At 60.4% G+C, this 18,080-nt stretch carries 13 protein-coding genes and 3 pseudogenes; 6 read left to right on the forward strand and 10 right to left on the reverse strand.

Annotation, left to right across the window (positions count from 1 at the left end; all coding sequences use genetic code 11):
* The first annotated feature begins 20 nt into the window (after positions 1–20).
* The gene (locus IEY38_RS16800) at positions 21–677 is read left to right on the forward strand and encodes a helix-turn-helix domain-containing protein (RefSeq protein WP_188979790.1); all 657 of its coding nucleotides are present in this window, start codon (positions 21–23) and stop codon (positions 675–677) included.
* A gap of 108 nt (positions 678–785) precedes the next feature.
* On the forward strand, positions 786–1,547 hold the full coding sequence (locus IEY38_RS16805; RefSeq protein WP_188979665.1) for an enoyl-CoA hydratase/isomerase family protein: 762 nt from the start codon (positions 786–788) through the stop codon (positions 1,545–1,547).
* Here the strand turns inward: IEY38_RS16805 and IEY38_RS16810 are convergent.
* A complete protein-coding gene (locus IEY38_RS16810; protein WP_188979667.1) occupies positions 1,544–2,419 on the reverse strand; it encodes an amidohydrolase family protein in 876 nt (291 codons plus the stop codon). The genes IEY38_RS16805 and IEY38_RS16810 overlap by 4 nt on opposite strands.
* Before the next feature lie 215 nt (positions 2,420–2,634).
* On the opposite strand from IEY38_RS16810, the gene IEY38_RS16815 reads away from it, so the two are divergent.
* Both IEY38_RS16815 and IEY38_RS16820 read left to right on the forward strand, forming a co-directional pair.
* The gene (locus IEY38_RS16815) at positions 2,635–3,468 is read left to right on the forward strand and encodes an HpcH/HpaI aldolase/citrate lyase family protein (protein ID WP_188979669.1); all 834 of its coding nucleotides are present in this window, start codon (positions 2,635–2,637) and stop codon (positions 3,466–3,468) included.
* A gap of 42 nt (positions 3,469–3,510) precedes the next feature.
* Positions 3,511–4,233: pseudogene (locus IEY38_RS16820) on the forward strand (class I SAM-dependent methyltransferase).
* A 40-nt stretch (positions 4,234–4,273) separates the two neighbouring features.
* Here IEY38_RS16820 and IEY38_RS16825 read toward each other — a convergent pair.
* From IEY38_RS16825 to IEY38_RS16860, 8 genes are all read right to left on the reverse strand, one after another.
* Positions 4,274–4,738, reverse strand: a complete 465-nt coding sequence (locus IEY38_RS16825; protein ID WP_188979672.1) for a MaoC family dehydratase — start codon at positions 4,736–4,738, stop codon at positions 4,274–4,276.
* Between the two features lie 3 nt (positions 4,739–4,741).
* Positions 4,742–6,460: an acyl-CoA carboxylase subunit beta gene (locus IEY38_RS16830; RefSeq protein WP_188979673.1), complete on the reverse strand. Its 1,719-nt coding sequence runs from the start codon at positions 6,458–6,460 to the stop codon at positions 4,742–4,744.
* A gap of 2 nt (positions 6,461–6,462) precedes the next feature.
* Entirely contained in the window at positions 6,463–8,247 is a 1,785-nt protein-coding gene (locus tag IEY38_RS16835; RefSeq protein WP_188979675.1) for an acetyl/propionyl/methylcrotonyl-CoA carboxylase subunit alpha, read from the reverse strand.
* Positions 8,247–9,413: an acyl-CoA dehydrogenase family protein gene (locus tag IEY38_RS16840; protein WP_188979677.1), complete on the reverse strand. Its 1,167-nt coding sequence runs from the start codon at positions 9,411–9,413 to the stop codon at positions 8,247–8,249. Before IEY38_RS16840 ends, IEY38_RS16835 begins: the two co-directional genes overlap by 1 nt.
* Positions 9,414–9,458: 45 nt before the next feature.
* Positions 9,459–11,141 carry an acyl-CoA synthetase gene (locus IEY38_RS16845; RefSeq protein WP_188979679.1) on the reverse strand — a complete coding sequence of 561 codons (1,683 nt, stop codon included), beginning with the start codon at positions 11,139–11,141 and terminating at the stop codon, positions 9,459–9,461.
* Between the two features lie 170 nt (positions 11,142–11,311).
* The gene (locus tag IEY38_RS16850) at positions 11,312–12,715 is read right to left on the reverse strand and encodes a UbiD family decarboxylase (protein WP_188979681.1); all 1,404 of its coding nucleotides are present in this window, start codon (positions 12,713–12,715) and stop codon (positions 11,312–11,314) included.
* A complete protein-coding gene (locus IEY38_RS16855; RefSeq protein WP_188979683.1) occupies positions 12,712–14,217 on the reverse strand; it encodes a UbiD family decarboxylase in 1,506 nt (501 codons plus the stop codon). Before IEY38_RS16855 ends, IEY38_RS16850 begins: the two co-directional genes overlap by 4 nt.
* 3 nt (positions 14,218–14,220) lie before the next feature.
* On the reverse strand, positions 14,221–14,715 hold the full coding sequence (locus tag IEY38_RS16860; RefSeq protein WP_188979686.1) for a ubiD operon protein: 495 nt from the start codon (positions 14,713–14,715) through the stop codon (positions 14,221–14,223).
* A 292-nt stretch (positions 14,716–15,007) separates the two neighbouring features.
* Between IEY38_RS16860 and IEY38_RS21845 the strand changes: the two are divergent.
* Both IEY38_RS21845 and IEY38_RS16865 read left to right on the forward strand, forming a co-directional pair.
* Positions 15,008–15,407 (forward strand): annotated as a pseudogene (locus IEY38_RS21845) (ABC1 kinase family protein); the annotation flags it as partial.
* A pseudogene (locus IEY38_RS16865) lies at positions 15,398–15,933 on the forward strand (DUF4010 domain-containing protein); the annotation flags it as partial. The pseudogenes IEY38_RS21845 and IEY38_RS16865, both read left to right, overlap by 10 nt.
* A gap of 292 nt (positions 15,934–16,225) precedes the next feature.
* Here the strand turns inward: IEY38_RS16865 and IEY38_RS16870 are convergent.
* On the reverse strand, positions 16,226–17,413 hold the full coding sequence (locus tag IEY38_RS16870; RefSeq protein WP_005538780.1) for an orc1/cdc6 family replication initiation protein: 1,188 nt from the start codon (positions 17,411–17,413) through the stop codon (positions 16,226–16,228).
* Between the last annotated feature and the right edge of the window lie 667 nt (positions 17,414–18,080).

Consider the following 18,080-nt stretch of genomic DNA (forward strand, 5'->3'; position numbering starts at 1 on the left):
CAATGATAGAGGAGTGCCTCATGGTCGAGTTTCGCATCGAGGGCGACGACTGCCCGCTGGCGGATGCGAGCAGTGCCACTGGGACACCAATCGAGGTGGCTCCGCCACTCCTCCGCGATGACCGTAACGTGTTGCTACGGTTCAGTGCACAGGCAAGTGACGGTCTTATCGACTACCTCGATAGTGACGACCGAATCCGCTATCTCTACCAGTCAGTTACCGACGGTCGGTACAACTACCGGTGTCTGTCGCTCCAGCAGTGTGTCGTGCACAAACTCATTAGCGCGGGGTTCATGGTGGAATCGCTGACATATCGGGACGGGAACGCGATCTTGACGGGTGCTGTAGTGGGCCACGAAATTCTCCAGACTGTCATGGAGACGGCCGGTGAAACCGTCGGCGTGAAGCTACAGCGGGTGTACGCACTGCGTACGACAGAAGACGCATCTATTGCACAGCAGTGGGACCTGACCCCGGCACAGACGGAGAGTCTCCGATACGCAGTCGAGATGGGCTACTTTGTCGTCCCACGGCAGACAACAGCTAGCGAAGTCGCTGCCGAACTCGGTATCAGTAAGTCTGCATTCCTCGAACGACTCCACCGCGCACAGCATTCGTTGTTCACACAGCTGTTTAGCGGCGTCGACGAAGGCCGTCCGGGCGACAGCGGAGAGTAGCGGCGATGGCCTTCCAAGCGACAGCGGTGAGTAACGGCGACGACCGTTCGAGCGACGACTGTTCGAGCGACGACGGAGAGTAAAGTACCCGCGCGTCTGAGTACGACCATGCGCGTTGAAGACGGCGCTGTTCGACGGATTGTATTCGATCGTCCCGATGTAAAGAACGCGATGACCGCGGCGGTCGCAACTGAGTTAGCCGATGCGCTCGACGACCTCGACCCGGCGACACACGATGCCGTCCTCCTCACCGGCGACGGTGATGCGTTCAGTGCCGGCGGGGATATCGAGGCGATGAGCGAGCGTGAGGAGACAACGACCGAAGCCTACGAGCGGGTCCGGACAACGCTAGGCCGGGTCGCCAGCAATATCCTCTCAGCCCCGGTGCCTGTCGTGGCGAAAGTCAACGGCGACGCGGTCGGTGCCGGGCTCTCACTCGTAGCGGTCGCCGATTTCGCGTACGCCGCCAGGTCCGCGCGGTTCGGTGCGTCGTTCATCAGCGTCGGTCTCGTCCCGGACATGGGCGCAACCGCCATCCTCCCCCGACTCATCGGGCTCAGGAAAACGAAAGAGCTTGCGTTCACCGGGAAGCTGATCGACGCCGAGAGCGCCGCCGAAATGGATCTGATCAACGAGGCTGTCGACCCGGCCGAACTCGATGCACGAACAACTGACCTGCTCGAAACGCTTCAGGCACAGCCGACGGCGAACCTCGGGCTGGCGAAGGAAGCGATCCACGACAACATTGGCCAACCCCTAGAAACCGGGCTGCGTCGAGAAGCACGCATCCAGTCACTGGCCTACGATACGCCGGCACATTCGCAAGGCGTCGAAGCGTTTCTGGACGGGCGAACCCCGGACTTCGACTAGCGGTCGAAAAAGTCCTGGGCGTTCTCGAACAGAATCTTCCGCTGGACATCCGCGTCGAAGTCGGTGTCGCGAGCGAACGATTCGAGCCACGTTTCGGGGTCAATCATCGGATAATCGGTGCCGAACATCACCTTGTCTTTGAGGACTGTCCCGGCGTAATGGAGTACCTGGTCGTCGATATACTTCGGCACCCAGCCAGAGAGGTCCATGTACACGTTGCCTTTCTGCTGGCAGATCGCAAGCTGCTCTTTCTCCCACGGGAAGGCGGGATGGGCGATGAGGATATCGAGGTCCGGATGTGCAGCAGCTACGTCGTCGATAAGCATCGGGTTGCCGTACTTGATTTTCAGGCCGCGGCCGCCGGCGCTACAGGCACCCAGTGTCGAGTTCCCGCCGTGGAAGACAACGGGAACGCCGAGATCCTCGATGGTACTCCACAGGTGGTCGTGGCGTTCGTCCGAGGGGTCAAAGCCCTGTGCGATCTGCTGGAACTTGAACCCCGAAAGGTCCAGATCCTCGACACACCGGATCGCCTCCTGCACGCAGTCGTCTTTCAACGGGTCGACGCTTCCGAATCCAACGAAGAAATCGGGATACTGGTCCCGGACCTCGGCGACGTAGTCGTTCGGGACGGGTGGGTTCCCGGTGTTCGTCTCCGCGTCCCAGCCGAGCAGGACCGCGCCACCGACACCCGCCTCGTGGTATTCGGCGAGCATTTCGTCGTAGTCCCACGTCTCCAGATCAGTGCCGAACCGATCGGCGGCGTCTTGCATCATTTCGCCGCCGGCGTCGTGGAGGAACTCACTGGTCGGCTGATGCGCGTGCGTGTCGAACAGTTGCTTGTCGGCGACACCAGGGAGGTCAGTTGTCACAGAGAGAGATTTTACCCAGTGTCATAAAAATCCATGCTGTTTGTGCTGTACAGCAGCCCCGTCGAAGTGACTGGGTAGTCATGGCACCGATAGATGATTGGAGACACCGGTGATTCTGACTGCGACAGGCGGCCGAGTGACCAGCGCACGATCACTCCGGATTGGCCAGACGGTAATCCCCTACCATCTTACTGCTGGGGGGTGAAGGCGCAGCTATGGTTCGTCGCAGTGTTCTGTTTGCGCCGGGTGACAACGCGGAGTTGATGCGGAAAGCAGCCGACGGCGACGCTGATGTTGTCGTCTTCGATCTCGAAGACGCGGTTGCACCGGCCGATAAAGAACAGGCGCGTGAATCGGTTCAGTCGGTACTCTCGACTGTCAGCTCGAACAGCCACGTCTGTGTTCGTATCAATCCGGTGGGAGTCAGCGCCACAGCCGACCTTGCTGCGATACTGACGGACACCAGTCCCGACAGTGTGATGCTCCCGAAGGCCAGTTCCGCCGACGACATCTCGGCACTGGAACGGCTCCTCGATGAATACAGCGCGGATCTCCCGGTGCTTGCGCTGGTCGAATCAGCCGCTGGCGTCCTCAACGCGGCTGAGATTGCAGCCGCTGATTCCACTGATGCGCTCCTCTTTGGGGCCGAGGACCTCGCGGCCGACATCGGTGCCAGTCGGACCAGCGATGGGCGGGAGGTACTCTATGCACGCCAGCGGGTCGTCGTTGCGGCCAGCGCCGCGGGAATCGACGCAATCGACACGATTTACCCCGACTACGGCGATCTGGACGGGCTCCGCGAGGCGACTGAGTTCGCTGCCCAACTCGGGTACGACGGGAAGATGGCGATCCACCCGGATCAGGTCGCGGTCATCAACGACGCGTTCACCCCCAGTGACGAGGAGATAGCATGGGCCGAACGCGTCGTCACGACCGATGAGGAGACGGACGCCGGGGTTTTCGAGGTCGACGGAGAAATGATCGACGCACCGCTCATCGCACAGGCGAAGCGTGTCCTCGACCGCGCTCGCGAGGCCGGTCAGCGGTAGCCAACGGCAACACCTATCCGAGACCTGACTGTGCTGTCGTGTATGAAAGACGTCGTCCGGCAGAACTTCGATGCCAGCGTCGACGCCTATATGACCTACGAGCGGCGGACCAATCGGTTCACCTCGCTCGCTCGTCTGCTCGCCGCTGAGATGAACGCTCGTACTGACAGCGGACTCGGGACAGTACTTGATGCGGGGGCAGGAACTGGGGTGAGCACACGCGTTTTCGCCGAGACGGCAGCGGATACTATTGCGCTCGACATCAGTCGCGAGATGTTGCGGGAAATCGACTTTCCTGCCCGATTGCAGGCCGATTTCGACCACCTCCCGCTCAAAGACCGGTCGGTCGACGGCGTCGCGTTTACTGCCTCCCTTTTTCTGGTCCCTGAACCAGCTACTGCAGTACGAGAAGCCGCCAGAGTGCTCGGCGCGGACGGCGTGGTCGGGGCCGTCGCACCGCTTGGCTGGTTCCGGCCTGACGGCACGGACGTGTTCGAACAGTTCGAGCGTAAGTCACGCTCCCCAACTGGCACATCAGTTGTCGAAGACGCCGTCGCTGGTGAGTTCTCGACGACGACAGGGACCTGAAATTTTTCGACGACTGCCGAAAACATCCGGCTGTTTCACGCGATTCCCGCGATGGCCGCACGGCTCTATCCGAAGCTCGATACGGAGAAACGAGTGCGACAAGCCCGCGAACTCCTCAGCGCTCTCGACGGGACGTTCGAGCAACGATGGCGATGGGTCATCGGTGTCCCAGAGTAGGCGACTGGGGCCCCGCTTCGTCCATCAAACGGTCCCGGCGTCACTCGGCGGTATCACGTTTCAGTGACAACACGGTGCGGTCGAACTCACAGACGAGGACCCCGTCCGCATCTGTGAGCTTGAACACCTCGACGTGCATCGTGACGACCCCGCGGTCACCGTCGCTGGTCTCGCGTTTGTCGGTCACGGTCGACTGCGCGCGGATCGTATCGCCGTGAAACACCGGGTTCGGATGCTCGACGTTGTCGTAGGAGAGGTTCGCGACGATAGTGCCATCGGTCGTCTCCGGGATGGTCAGACCGACAGCTAAACTCATCGTGTAGAGCCCGTTGACCAGTCGCTCGCCGAACTCCGTCTCCGCCGCGAATTCGGCGTCGAGATGCAGCGGTTGCTGGTTCATCGTCATATCGCAGAACTGCTGATTGTCGCGCTCGCTGATCGTGCGGCGCTTCTCGTGTTCGATGGTCTCGCCGATCTCGAACTCTTCGTAGTATAGTCCTGTCATAGCTCAGAGGACGGTTCCGTGTTTCTTGTCCGGGAGGTCTTTCTCGACGGTCTCGTAGAACGCAAACCGGTTTTCCAGTTCCGTTCTGAGGTCGCTCGGCGGGACGATGTCGTCGACGACGACTTCGCTGGCCATTCGATGAATGTCGATATCCTCACGGTAGGCCTCGCGGAGTTCCTGCTCCTTTTGCTGTCGTTCGTCCTCGTCCTCGATTTCGGAGAGCTTGCGGGCGTAGACGGCGTTGATAGCCGCTTCGGGACCCATGATCGCGATCTCCCCGCTCGGAAGGCCGATCGTCGACTCGGGGTCGTACGCGGGACCGGACATCGCGTAAATGCCCGCGCCGTAGGCTTTCCTGACAACGACGGACTGCTTCGGCACTGTCGCCGAGGACGTGGCGTAGATCATCTTCTTGCCCTGTTCGAGGATGCCCTCCTTCTCGACACCTGACCCGGCCATGAACCCCGGCGTATCACAGAGATACAGTAGCGGGATGTTGTAGGCATCACAGGTCCAGATGAACTGGGCGGCTTTCTCCGCCGCGTCAGGGAAGATGGCACCCGCGCGCTGGGCTGGCTGGTTGGCGATGACCCCGACCGGGCGGCCGTCTATCCGGGCAAACGACGTGATGATCTCCTTGCCGTACTCGGGCCGGAGTTCGAGCGTCGACCCGGCGTCGACGACCCGCTCGATCACGTCGAACATGTCGTAGCCTTTGTTGGGCTTTTCCGGGACGACGGAATCGATACCCTCCGGCGATCGCTTCGGGGCCGTCCCGCTGGTCTGCGGTGGGTCTTCGTCGGCGTTGTCGGGCAGATAGCCGATGAGTTTCGCGACGAGTTCGCGGGCGTGTTCCTCGTCGTCGGCGATGAGGTCCGCGCTCCCGGAGTGCTGTGCGTGCACGTCAGGGCCACCGAGGTCTTCGAGGCTGATCTCTTCGCCGGTGACCATTTCGACCATCCGGGGGCTTGCGATCGCCATTGCGCTCATGTCCCGAACCATGACGGTGAAGTCCGCGAAGACTGGCGTGTAGGCCGCGCCGGCGATACAGGGACCGTACAGCACACAGATCTGCGGGACCCGCCCAGAGAGCATCGAGTGGTTGTAGTAGAACTTCCCGATCCCTTCGCGGTTGGCGAAAAAGCCCGTCTGCTGGTCGATACGGCCGCCCGAGGAGTCCATCAGATACAGCACTGGTCGCCCGGTTTTCAGTGCCCGCTGTTGCATCCGGAGGAACTTCTCGACACCCTTTGCGGCCATGCTGCCGCGTTTGACCGTGTAATCGTTGGCCATGAAATGCAGGTCACGGCCCTCGAACTCCGCAGCCCCCGTGATGAGGCCGTCGGCCGGGAGCTGATCGTCGGCGTCGAACTCCGCAAACTTCCCGTCCTCAAACAGGAAGTCGTCGCCGAACCACAGGTCGATACGGTCCCGGACGAACAGCTTTCCCTCCTCGGGCAACTGCTTTTTGTACTTTTCCGGCCCGCCTTCGAGGATCTCTTCAATCTCCTCGCGCAGGGCCTCCTCGCGTTCGGTCGGACCGAGGTAGTCGTCGATCGGTTCCGTGGATTCGTCCCGTCGATCGCCGTCGTACGTGGCACTGCCGACCGCTTCGCCGCTGTCGACGACAATAGTAATATCGTCCTCGAAGTGTGTCGCCAGCGCCTCGGCGATAGCCTGTGCTTCAGATTCGGTCGCGCCGTCTGAAATTCTGACTTGCATACTTACTCCTCCAGTACAACCAGAGTGTCACCCATGTCTACGGAGTCGCCCTCCGCGATCGGGACGGATGCAACGGTTCCGCCCGTGGACGCCACCACGTCGTTTTCCATTTTCATCGCCTCCAGCACGCAGACGACATCACCCGCAGCGATATCGTCGCCGGGCGTGACTTCTGTCGAGAGAATCGTTCCCTGCATCTCGGCCGTGATCGCACCCGACGTGGTCACGTCCGCGGTACCGCCACCGGACGAGTTGCCGCCCGAAGCGCCACTGCCGGAGCCGACACTGGCGTTTCCATCACGGGAGACGCGGGGCAGTCCGTCCGTAACGACGACATCGAAGCGCTTCCCATCGACTTCGACAGCGATTTCCTCCGTCGGTGCCGGCGAGGCGTCGCCGCCAATCTCGTCAGTCCCCCATCGCTCGACAGCCGCGTCGAGGGCATCGTCGGGGAGTTCCTGATCGAGGTATTTCGTCGTGTGGGTCCCGGCGGCGAAGGTGTCGTCGTCCAGCATCAGCCGATGGAACGGGATGGTCGTATGGACTCCCTCGACAGTGAAATGATCGAGAGCCCGCCTCGACCGGTCCAGACAGTGCTCCCGGTCCTCACCGGAGACGATGAGCTTCGCGATCATCGAGTCGTAGTCGCCCCCGATCTCGTCGCCCTGGGAGACCGCGTGGTCGAGCCGGACACCGATACTGCTTGGCGGCGCGTACGTCGTCAGCGGTCCCGGCGTCGGCGCGAAGTCTTCGGCCGGGTTCTCCGCGTTGATCCGGTACTCGACGGCGTGCCCGTCAATCGACACGTCATCCTGTGTAAAGTCCAGTTGCTCGCCCGCGGCGACCCGGAGCTGCCAGCGAACGATATCGATCCCGGTCACTGCTTCGGTGACGGTGTGTTCGACCTGAATTCGGGTGTTCACCTCCATGAAATAGAACTCCCCGTCTTCAACGAGGAACTCTACGGTGCCGGCGTTCGTGTACCCGGCTTCACTGACACCGCGTCGTGCGGCTTCGCCGATCTCTTGACGCAGTTCGGCATCGAGCGCCGGACTCGGGGCTTCCTCGATAACTTTCTGGTGACGGCGCTGTAGTGAGCAGTCGCGCTCGCCGAGGTGGCGAACGTTGCCGTGTTCGTCCGCGAGCACCTGTACTTCGACGTGTTTTGGCGCTTCGAGGTATTTTTCGACGTACACCGAATCGTTGCCGAAGTAGGCTTCACCCTCGCGCTTCGCGCTTTTGAGCGCCTCCGCAACTTCAGCCTCGCTCCGGACGATCTTCATGCCGCGACCGCCACCACCGCCCTCGGCCTTTATCGCGATGGGGTAGCCGTACTCTGCGCCCAGTTCCCGTACTTCTTCCGGGTCGTCGACTAGATCCGTCGTGCCGGGGACGACTGGGACGCCGGCATCCTGCATCACCGTCCGGGCTTTCGTCTTTTCACCCAGCGTCTCCATCGCGTCGCTCGGCGGACCGACCCACGTGATGCCGTCGGTAGCCTCGACGCGGCCAGCGAACTCGGCGTTTTCCGCGAGGAAGCCGTACCCCGGGTGGATCGCGTCGACCCCGGCCCGCTCAGCGACATCGAGGATCGCTGTTTGGTCGAGATACGACTCGCTTGCAGGTGCCGGGCCGACGTTGTATGTTTCGTCGGCGTACTCGACGTGGCCGGCGTTGCGGTCGGCGTCGCTGTAGACGGCGACCGTCTCGATACCAAGCTCTTCACACGCAGCCATCACACGAACCGCGATTTCGCCGCGGTTTGCGACAAGGACTTTCTCGAACATTAGTAGGATCTGGGGAAGCCGAGGTGCTGCCCGATATGGTTGTAGGCCATCTGCTGGGAGACCGGGGCCAGCCGTGTCAAGTTGATTTCGCGCCACCACCGCTCGACGTCGTACTCCTTCGCGTAGCCCCAGCCGCCGAACGCCTGCATGGATTGCTTGACCGCTTCGATGCCAGCACTGACGGCCGTCGCCTTCGCGACGTTCGTCTCGTATCCACATTCCTTGCCCTGATCGTAGAGCCAGGACGCCTTCTCGCGCATGAGTGCCGCCGTTTCCATACGGGCGTACGCCTTGGTGATCGGGAACGAGACCGCCTGATGGGTCCCGATAGGCGCATCGAACACCTCTCGGTCGCTGGCGTACTCGATAGCAGTGTCGGCGGCTAGCTTGCCGATACCGGTCCCGGCGGCCGCAAAGCCGATGCGTTCCGGATTCAGCATATCGACGAGGGTCCACCAGCCGTCGTCTTCCTCGCCCAGGAGGTTCTCCTCGGGGACCCGAACGTCCTCGATGAAGACCTCGCAGGACTTCGAATAGTTGATGCCGTGTTTGGGGATCGGCGACGCGTCGATGTCGGGATCGTCCATATCGACGATAAACAGGCTTATGCCGTCGGTCCCGCGCTCTACCTCGTCACGTGGAGTCGTTCGCGTGACGAGGATCATGTTGTCAGCCCGGTCTGCGAAGGTTATCCAGGCTTTGTTCCCGTTCAGCACGTACTCGTCACCGTCTTTCTCGGCACGGGTCGCGACATTCAGCGTGTTCGTCCCGGCTTCGGGCTCCGTGATACCGATAGAGAAGTTACGCTTCCCATTGGCGATGTCTGGCAGATAGGTCCGTTTCTGTGCTTCGGTTCCGTGGTCCCTGATACCGACAGCGGCCATACCGGCGGTGAGCACCAGATACCAAGTGCCCGCCATGCCACAGCCTTCGGCACAGAGCGTCTCCATGACCAGCCCCATCTCCTGTATCCCCATATCGGCCCCTTCGTACTCCTGTGGGACCAGCAGGCCGTGGAAGCCGGCTGCGGCCAGTTCGTCCCAGAATTCCTCTCCGAACTCGCCTGCTTCCTCTTTCTCGCGCCAGTACTCCGGTCCGTACTCGGTCGCCACGTCCGCTGCGGTCGACCGAATCATCGAACGTTCCTCGGTAGCTTCGAAATTCATTGGTGATATGTATACGTTGGTACTCGTACTGCTTGATACCCTCTGTCAGGATTCGACTTCAGCTTCTGCTTCGGCGTCGTCGTGGAGCTCGGTTCGGCGGATCTTCCCGGTCACAGTCTTTGGCAGTTCCTCGCGGAACTCGATTTCGCGTGGGTACTCGTGTGCTGAGAGCTCTTCTTTCACGTAGCTCTGGATGTCCTCTTTGAGAGGGTCGGACGGCTCCGCGTCCTCGCTCGGCACAGCGTAGGCCTTGACGATGTTCCCCCGCGCTTCATGTGGCTTGGGGACGACGGCCGCCTCGGCGACCGCTTCGTGTTCGCCCAGCGAGCTCTCGACCTCGAACGGCCCGATGCGGTAGCCGGAAGAGAGGATCACGTCGTCTGCCCGGCCCTCGAACCAGAAATACCCGTCCTCGTCCTTATGTGCCAGATCGCCCGAGAGATACCATTTCCCGTCTGGCCCGTCGATGAACGCCCGCTGGGTCTTTTCGGGCTTGTTCCAGAACTCGGCGAAGAAACACGGGTAGTCGCCCCGCTGTGCGATCTCACCTGTCTCACCGGGTTCCAGAACCGCACCGCTCTGTGGGTCGACGATATCGGCCTCGATTCCGGGGAGTGGTTTCCCCATCGACCCGGGCCGGAGTTCCATCGTAGGATAGTTGTTGATGATCATGTTCCCGGTCTCGGTCTGCCCGTACGTGTCCAGAATCGTGACGTCGAGTTCCTCCTCCCCCCACTCGACGACACCGGCACTGAGTGGTTCGCCGATGGAGAGGGCATGACGCAGATCGAGGTCGACATCGGCGAGGACCTCCTCGTTCTCCCGAAGCATCCGGTACGCTGTCGGAACCGAAAACAGGACGCTGATCGGGTATTCGTCGAGCAGGGCGGCCCACTCGTCGGTATCGAACTCGCCCTCGTACGTGAACAGCGACGCTCCCCAGAACCAAGCACCGAGTGTGTTGATTGCCCCGGTCAGCCAGCCGAGGTCGCCCGTCGACCAGTACAGGTCGCCGTCCTGAAGATCCACGGCGTACTTCTGTGTTGCCGCGACACCGGCGATCCAGCGCTGTTTGTGGAGGACGCCCTTGGCCAGCCCGGTCGTCCCCGAAGTGTAGTACAGCAGTGCGTCATCCTCCCCGCTGGTCTCGGCAACCTCGTACGCCGTGCTCGCGCCGTCGAGCGCAGTATTGAACACCACGTCACCGGCGGGTGCGCCGCCCCCGCGGTCAACGGTAATCACGTGTTCGACCGCGGGCGCATCGTCCAGTGCGTCTTCGACCGTGTCACGATTGTCGGTCGTGGTGACGACGACCTTTGCGTCGCAGTCGTCCAGACGGTACGAGATGCCATCGGGACCAAACCGCTCGTTGACGCTTCCCCAGACCGCGCCGTGTTTGAGCGTTCCGACCAGCGCCACGTAGTGCTCGGGGATGCGCGGCATGTACGAGAAGACCCGGTCACCCTGCGCGACCCCGAGGTCGTCGAGGACGTTAGCAAACTGGCTTGAGCGGTCGGCAAGCTCCCAGAAGGTCATTTTCGACAGCTCTCCGTCGGTCCCGACCTGATAGAGTGCGACCTGTCCCCGGTCGGTCGCGTGTCGGTCGGCAACTTCGTGCCCGATGTTCAGGTCGTTCGGTGCGTCCCAGTCCGCTGCCGCGTAGATATCGTCCCAGGAGAACTCGTTCCGCGCTGTGTCGTAATCCGGGAGGTTGTGGCTGGTGACCATACACCGCTCGGAATACCGGATTCTGGTATAACTGTATCGGTTATTTTTTGAAAAAAATATATTGTATTTATTTTACTTTCTTTTTCTACGTAGGTATTATTTGGACTCAGTAAGGTGAAAACAGAACTGATTACAATATATTTGAAGATATATACATTCGAGAGACATATTTAATCGGACGATTCGTTTGCAGTCGTCTCTCCGGGAGCGGTGGCGAGTTCGTCCCACAGGACACGAGCTACGTCGCGGACGTCGTTCGGGAACGAATTCTCGAACGTGACTCGCGGCGCGATGTAGGTTTCCTTCCAGCGTGGGTCCCACGCTGCGTTCACATACAGGCGCGACCCGGTCGCGTTGTCTCGTCGATAGTGAGGGCGTGTCGCTGCCGGTGCATCCGGTTCGCTGAACGTCCAGTCGCGGGCCGGGTGAGATTTCAGCCAGATATCAGCCAGAACGCGGCCGAAGTCCTGTGGCGGAACGTCTTCGTCGACGATAACGACTGTGTCGAAAAGCGACGAGAACGAAAAGAGGATGTTCGCGAGTTGCCATTCGAAGCCGCCATAGAGCACGTCACTCGCCACGAAACAGATCCCGAGTTCGGCCTCCGCCGGGAGCATAATCCATTCCACTGGCGAGATACCCCAGTAGTTGTTGACCCGGTGATAGAGCGCTGCGGCGGTCGCGAGTCCCGTGAGACGGGTGTCATCCGCGAGCGGACGACCGACGGGAGAGATGGGGATGACCGGGTTTTCAGTAGTGCGGACGCGCTCGACCGACAGCGAGAGCGGGCCGCTCTCGACGACGTACTCCCAGCCCTCTCGACGGTCGGAGCGGAAGTCCGGCTGGCGGTCCACGACCGTCGTCTCCATGACGACCTCCGCCGCACTCGGGACGAGTCCGCCGTTGGTCGGGACGAGCGGGATGGTTCCGGCCACCCCACAGGACTGGATCGGTGTGGCAGTTTGCTCGGTGACAGCGAGGAGGTATGCCGTCGTGATCGCCGCCGGCGGCACGCCGAGCGCTATCGCCATCGTCGTCCCTTCACCGACAAGCGACGACAGAGGGTCCGGAACACGCACTCTGAGTGTGTCGCCACCCACAACCGAGCCGTGAACCGGTGCCCAGTGTGTGCCGTCAGCGGTCGAGACCGAGGCGACGCCGAGCGTCACTGCAGGCCACGTATCGGTTTCGCCCTGCGGGAACTGCAGGTCCTGTGCGTCGATATCTGTCCCCGAGGCCGCCTGACCCGTGTACGTCGGTTCCGGATTCTCGCCGACCGGGCCAAGAGTGCTGATCGTTTCTAGTAGCTCGACGAGCGTGGCTTCCGGGTCGAGTCCGAGGCCGAGCGACAGCCGCGACCACGGTCTAGCCTCGCGCTGCTGGGTCTGGTCCGGGCCGCTGAACACACCGCTCACTAGGTCACTGCCGGCGGATCGCTGGAATCGAAGTGCCGGCCCACTCGCACGGAGCGCCTCCGCTGCAAGCACGTCCACCGGGACCTGGAACGGGCCGCCGAGTCGGACGAGGTCGTCGTCGCCGGCCAGTCCGCGAACGTACTGCGTGAACGGTATCACTGTGGTTTCTCCTCCCGCTCATCGAGTTGATCGAATCGTGCGGCGTCCAGTCCTGCTTCGACCAGTCGTTCCTGCGCTCGCTTCCGTGTTTCTGTGGTCGCCGTCGTATCCGCCGCGTCACCGTCAGTCGTCGCGTCGATGTAGGCTTTCGCCGTCTTGGCCTTCGAAGTTCCCACGTCCGCACTTCCCTTTTCGTCTGGCGTCTGATAGATGTTGAGCGGAACTTTCGGCATCCGCTCGACGCCGAACTGGTGGAAGTCGGCGTCCGGATCGGCCTCAAGTGCGATGGCCGTCAAGACTGCCCGTGGATCGAGCGGGTCGACAGCAGCGTCGACAAATACGAAGAAGTCGATGTGGAGCATTCCCCACGTCGTGAAAATAAAGTTCGCCAGTTCATGGAGATAGCCCGGATACGGTCGATCCGTCGCGATGACCCAGACAGTGCGAGAGGTGAACCGCCACGGGACCGCCATCGCAACGTCGAATCCAGCAGCCCGGAGTCCGACAGTCGCGTCGGGACCGGCTGCGACGAGCCGAAGCGTACTGGTCGAGTTCTGCCCGTATCCGACACCGCTCCCCTCAACACAAAACGGTATCCGCGGTTCGTGGCGATGGGTGATCGCATCGACCTCGAACACCGGCATGGAGCGTCGCGGGCCATTCATGTAGCCGAAGTAGTCTCCGAACGGTCCCTCATCCAGCCGGTCGTCCGGCCGAACGTGCCCTTCGAGAACTAGCTCGGCCGTCGCCGGGACGTACAGGTCATTAGTTTCGCACTGGACGAGGTCCACGGGCGCGTTTTTCAGGCCGCCCGCGAAGGCCGCTTCGCTCCGGCCTGTCGGAATCCACATATCCGCAGTACACTCGACAGTGGGTTCCGAACCGATAACGACCGCAACTGGCATCGGTTCGCCACGTGGCTCGTAGTCGTAGTAGTAGCGGTTGGGAACCTGCTCACCAGCCAGTAACAGCAGACTAGCCCGGGAACTGTCGTGGATCATCATGCGATGGCTCGACCAGGTCCCCCACTCCGTGTCGGGGTCCGGTGCGACGATGGTGTGGTGGTTCGAGTACCGTCCCCCGTCACCCTCGTGGATATATGGCCACGGGAACGACAGGAGGTCGACCCCGTTCCCCGTCCGCACTGTTTCTTTGCAGGGGGCCTCGTTGCTCGCGACAGTTCGGGGCGCTTGCGGCGCGTTGAGGCAATCGATCACTCGGTCGTAGTACGTACGGCCCGAAAGGCCAGCTGGGAGTCCCAGCGCGCTGGCGAAGTGATCCCAGGGGCGCGTCTGGGGGCCGCGGTACGGATCGCCAACCAGTTTCGACTCCGTCTCTAGCCCCGCAATGGACTCGAACACCGGAATCGGGCCGTCACGGATATTGGCAAGCATCGTCGCTGCACTTGCTTCGAGGTCCCACGACACCGGCTGGTCAAAAGTCCGGAGCCAGCCGGTCGTGTCGAGCAAATCGAGGTACTCGCGGAGCGAATTAACTGACATCTGTCACTCCTGTTTCTTGAGGACGCGCCTCAGTGGGTCGTCGTCGAGTTCGCGGCGGACCTCCGCGTAGGCGTCAAGCAGGGCCGGTCGTTCTGTGGCGAGGTGGTCGAACGCGATCTCACGAAGCGCATCAGACGTTGACTCGTACTCGCCAGTCTCGACGAGATACCGCAAGAGCACCTTCAGATCGTCGGACCGAGTGTTGAGGATGTTCGACGCCGTCTCCTGTTCGGCCGCCAGATGGGTCACCAGCTCCTGATCGAGACCGGTCGCATCAGTCTCGTCGAGCAATTCGACGTATCTGGTCTCGCTGACGCTCTCGTGTGGCCCAGCGACGATTGTGAGCGGTTCCGGGTCAGTGAGTGCATCGGGGTCTTTGGCAATCCGGACGCGTGCCTCGAAAATACGTTTCGTTTGGGCATCCGTGATCTGTAGTGTGGTTTCTGTCTGTGCTTCCTCTGGGAGATGGTCTGCTGACGTGATGTAGTGGCTCGACATTACCTGTCCTCAGTTGTTTTGCTGATGTTCTTAGCAACCTCTTGTCCCAATGGCATATATGTACCGTCGTCAGTCCACCGTTTCACTGACCCGTACATCCCGGGCACAGTTTATCGCTCGAATCGCCCCCTGTGTGAACTGAAACGTACGGATCACTAGTGTCGAAGGTGTCTCAATAGAGGTGGATTTATACGAGACAATATAATGTTTCCTTCAGTTGTATATGCCACTTGATCGAAGCCAGAGTATGTACTGCCAATTGACGCCACTCAGCCGTTTGTCGCTTCGATAAATGAGCGGATTGTTTCGCCGGTATCTGGTCGTCATCGTCCGATTTCTACCCTTTGCACTGGCATTTCTCCGTGACCGTCGGCGGTTCGTCCTGTTTGGCTCACGACGATAGGTTCCAGGCGAGAAACATCGACAGCGAGCCGAGCAGATCCGGGATACAATGCTCGAACTCGGACCGGCTTTCATCAAAGTCGGGCAGGTACTCTCGACACGCCCAGATATCGTTCCACCGGTGTATGCCGACGTTTTCGGAACGCTTCAGGACGAAATTCCAGAGGGAGCAGGGGGAGATCCAAAGCACGTCGTTGCGGAAGAACTGGGCGACAAACTCGATCAGTCGACGCTCGAACCGGTCGCCAGTGGGTCGCTTGCGTACGTCTATACGGCAGACTATCAAGGCGGGTCGTTCTCGATTGTCGTCGCATCGATCGTCATGTTCCCGCGTGCACTCGTCGAAGTCGCCGTCGTCAACCCGGCCTTACTCCCTCGCGTCGTCGTTCCGCTCGGAGTGATGACTGGTGTTGGCGTGCTTATCGCCGGCATCGTCTACTGGCAATCGACGACAGAGTCCACGGTCGAGACCGATCTCAAGAACCCGTTTCGTCTCCGACCGGCGCTGTTTTCGCGATCGTGCTCCTCGTGTCCCAGTCCGCAAATACCTGGTTCGGCGATTCAGGCATCTATGCAACTGCGTTTCTCTCGGGGCTCGCTGACGTCGATGCGATCACGCTTACGCTGAGCGCGCTCGAAGCGGATGGCGAGATATCGCCCGAAGTCGCGACTACCGGCATCGTCATCGGCGCTATCGCGAATACGCTCACGAAGGCTGGACTCGCGTGGCTACTGGGAACCGTCGACTTGGGCCGGCGAGTGACGGTCGCTCTTGGAATCGTCGCCGTCGCCGGCATCGCTGTCGTCGTCCTGTGATTTGCTGTGCCGACGCCACCTGGGCTCGACAAACCGCGTTTGAACGGCGTGAAAGTTGCCTGCGAACGCCCGAAGTGCCGAGAAGCCCGCAAACAGCGGTTCGATAGAACACGTCGGGACGAACCGCTCAGCATTGCCGACAGTCAGAGTACGTCATCGGTATCGGACAGGCCCCGCATTCGTTGGCTTTCAGTGGCTTGTCGCTCGCGGTCCGGAATTGCGTCGATAGTCTATTTCTTCTCTCCGTCTAACAGCGGAACCAGTGGGGTGGCTAACAGCGGAACCAGTGGGGTTACGGGCTTTTTTTCAGGAGTTCTGACAGCCCTGTTTTGATCGAGCTGATGGATTGCTCTAACTCGAATTCCTTGTACTTGCCACCGCCTTTCCCTCGGTTGTACTCCGCTGAGGACACAATGCCGAGTTGTGTGAGTTCACCGAGATAGTCACGGACCGAACGCTCTGAAACCGGGTCCAGTCCCTCATCACGTGCTAACTCCTGATACGCGCCCAGAATGTCTCGTGTCCGGGCCGGGGTGTCGTCGTCTTCGGCGAGCCCGGTGAGTGCATAGAGAACGAGTTGGCCGTGATCGGAGTAGTTACGGATACCTTCAACGACTTGGTCGGTTTGAAGCCGTTGCCGGGCTTCGCGTACGTGATGTTCCGTTACGAGTTCATCGTCGTACTCCCGAGCAAGATCACCGGCCTCAAGGAGGAGGTCAAGCGCCTGGCGGGCATCCCCGGAGTCTTTCGCGCCGTACGCAGCACACATTTCTATGACACCGTCATCGAGGACATCGTCCTGAAATGCGACGGCCTCACGCTGTTTCAGAACGAGTTGAAGCTCGTTGGCGTTGTACGCCGAGAAGGACACTTCCTTTTCACAGAGACTCGACCGGACTTTCGAGGACAGTTGGTTGCGAAAGTCGAGATCGTTTGAGATGCCGATGACGCCCAGTTTCGCTTCGGAGATATCACCGTTCGATCTGGCACGGGGAAGCTTGTACAGCAGCGAATCGTCCTCGATGTGATCGACTTCGTCGAGAACGATGAGTACCGTTCCGCCCAGATCATCGAGTGCGTCGAAGAGGAATTGATACACCGAAGCCTGTGGATATCCGGTGTTTGAGATTTGATTCGCTGGGTCACGAAGTGTGTTGACGATTGCGACCGCGGCCTGATAGCTCGAATTGAGTCCATCGCAGTTGACCTCGACCGTACTGAGGTCCAGTCCGTCGACATCTGCTGCATCGCGTTCCAGAGCGGAGAGAAGGTATCGGGTGGCAGCAGTCTTCCCGACACCGCTTTTCCCGTACAGAAAGATGTTCGAGGGGGTTTCGTTGTTGATGACTGGCTGGAGAGCAGCGTGATACTGCTGGAGTTCCTCGTCACGTCCGACTAGCTCTTCAGGGGTCCACTCTTCGAGTAGTGCCTCGCGTTGTTCGAATATTGTGGAGGTGGGCGAAAACGTAATATCGCTCATTTGTGTGTAGTTGCAACACGGAGTGTCTTAACCTTTGGTTCCGCTGCTTCCGCTGTTCGGTTGAGTATATAAATGAACGACCCCGCCACTTCCGCTGTTAGATGGGAGGGAACATCTGACTGATCACACCCCCACCCCACCGGTTCCGCTGTTAGATGAGAAATGGGATAGTGATCCTCCTACTCCTCTACCCCACCACTTCCGCTGTTAGCACGGTAGCAGAGAAAGGCTCTCCTCGAGGGACAAGAATCGAGTAACCTCGAGTGGTTAGACAGCAAGATTTCTGGGATTTCAGCGGTAGGTCGACACACCCACCCCACCACTTCCGCTGTTAGTTCGATAAGAATGGACATGGGCTGCGGGAGTACGCTATTTCTCCAGTCTGAACAGATCGAGTATCTTGGGATACCCCTTTCTCGACCCCTACCCCCACCCCACTGCTTCCGCTGTTAGCAATGAAAGTTAGTGGTGACCTATCCAGATCACAGCCTCAACATTTCTAGAGCTAGTGAATAACTTCAAGTATATCGGCGAAAAACGAAACCCGTATACCGTTATCACAAAATAGCAAAGCACCCCCTCCCACGGGGGTGGTGCCGTCTATTTATCTCCTAACAGCGGAAGCAGTGGGGTGGGGGTGTGCACCCATTCCTGTTGCAGTCGCTGG

Origin of the sequence: Haloarcula sebkhae (assembly GCF_014647415.1) — an archaeon.
Taxonomy (GTDB): Archaea; Halobacteriota; Halobacteria; order Halobacteriales; family Haloarculaceae; genus Haloarcula; species Haloarcula sebkhae.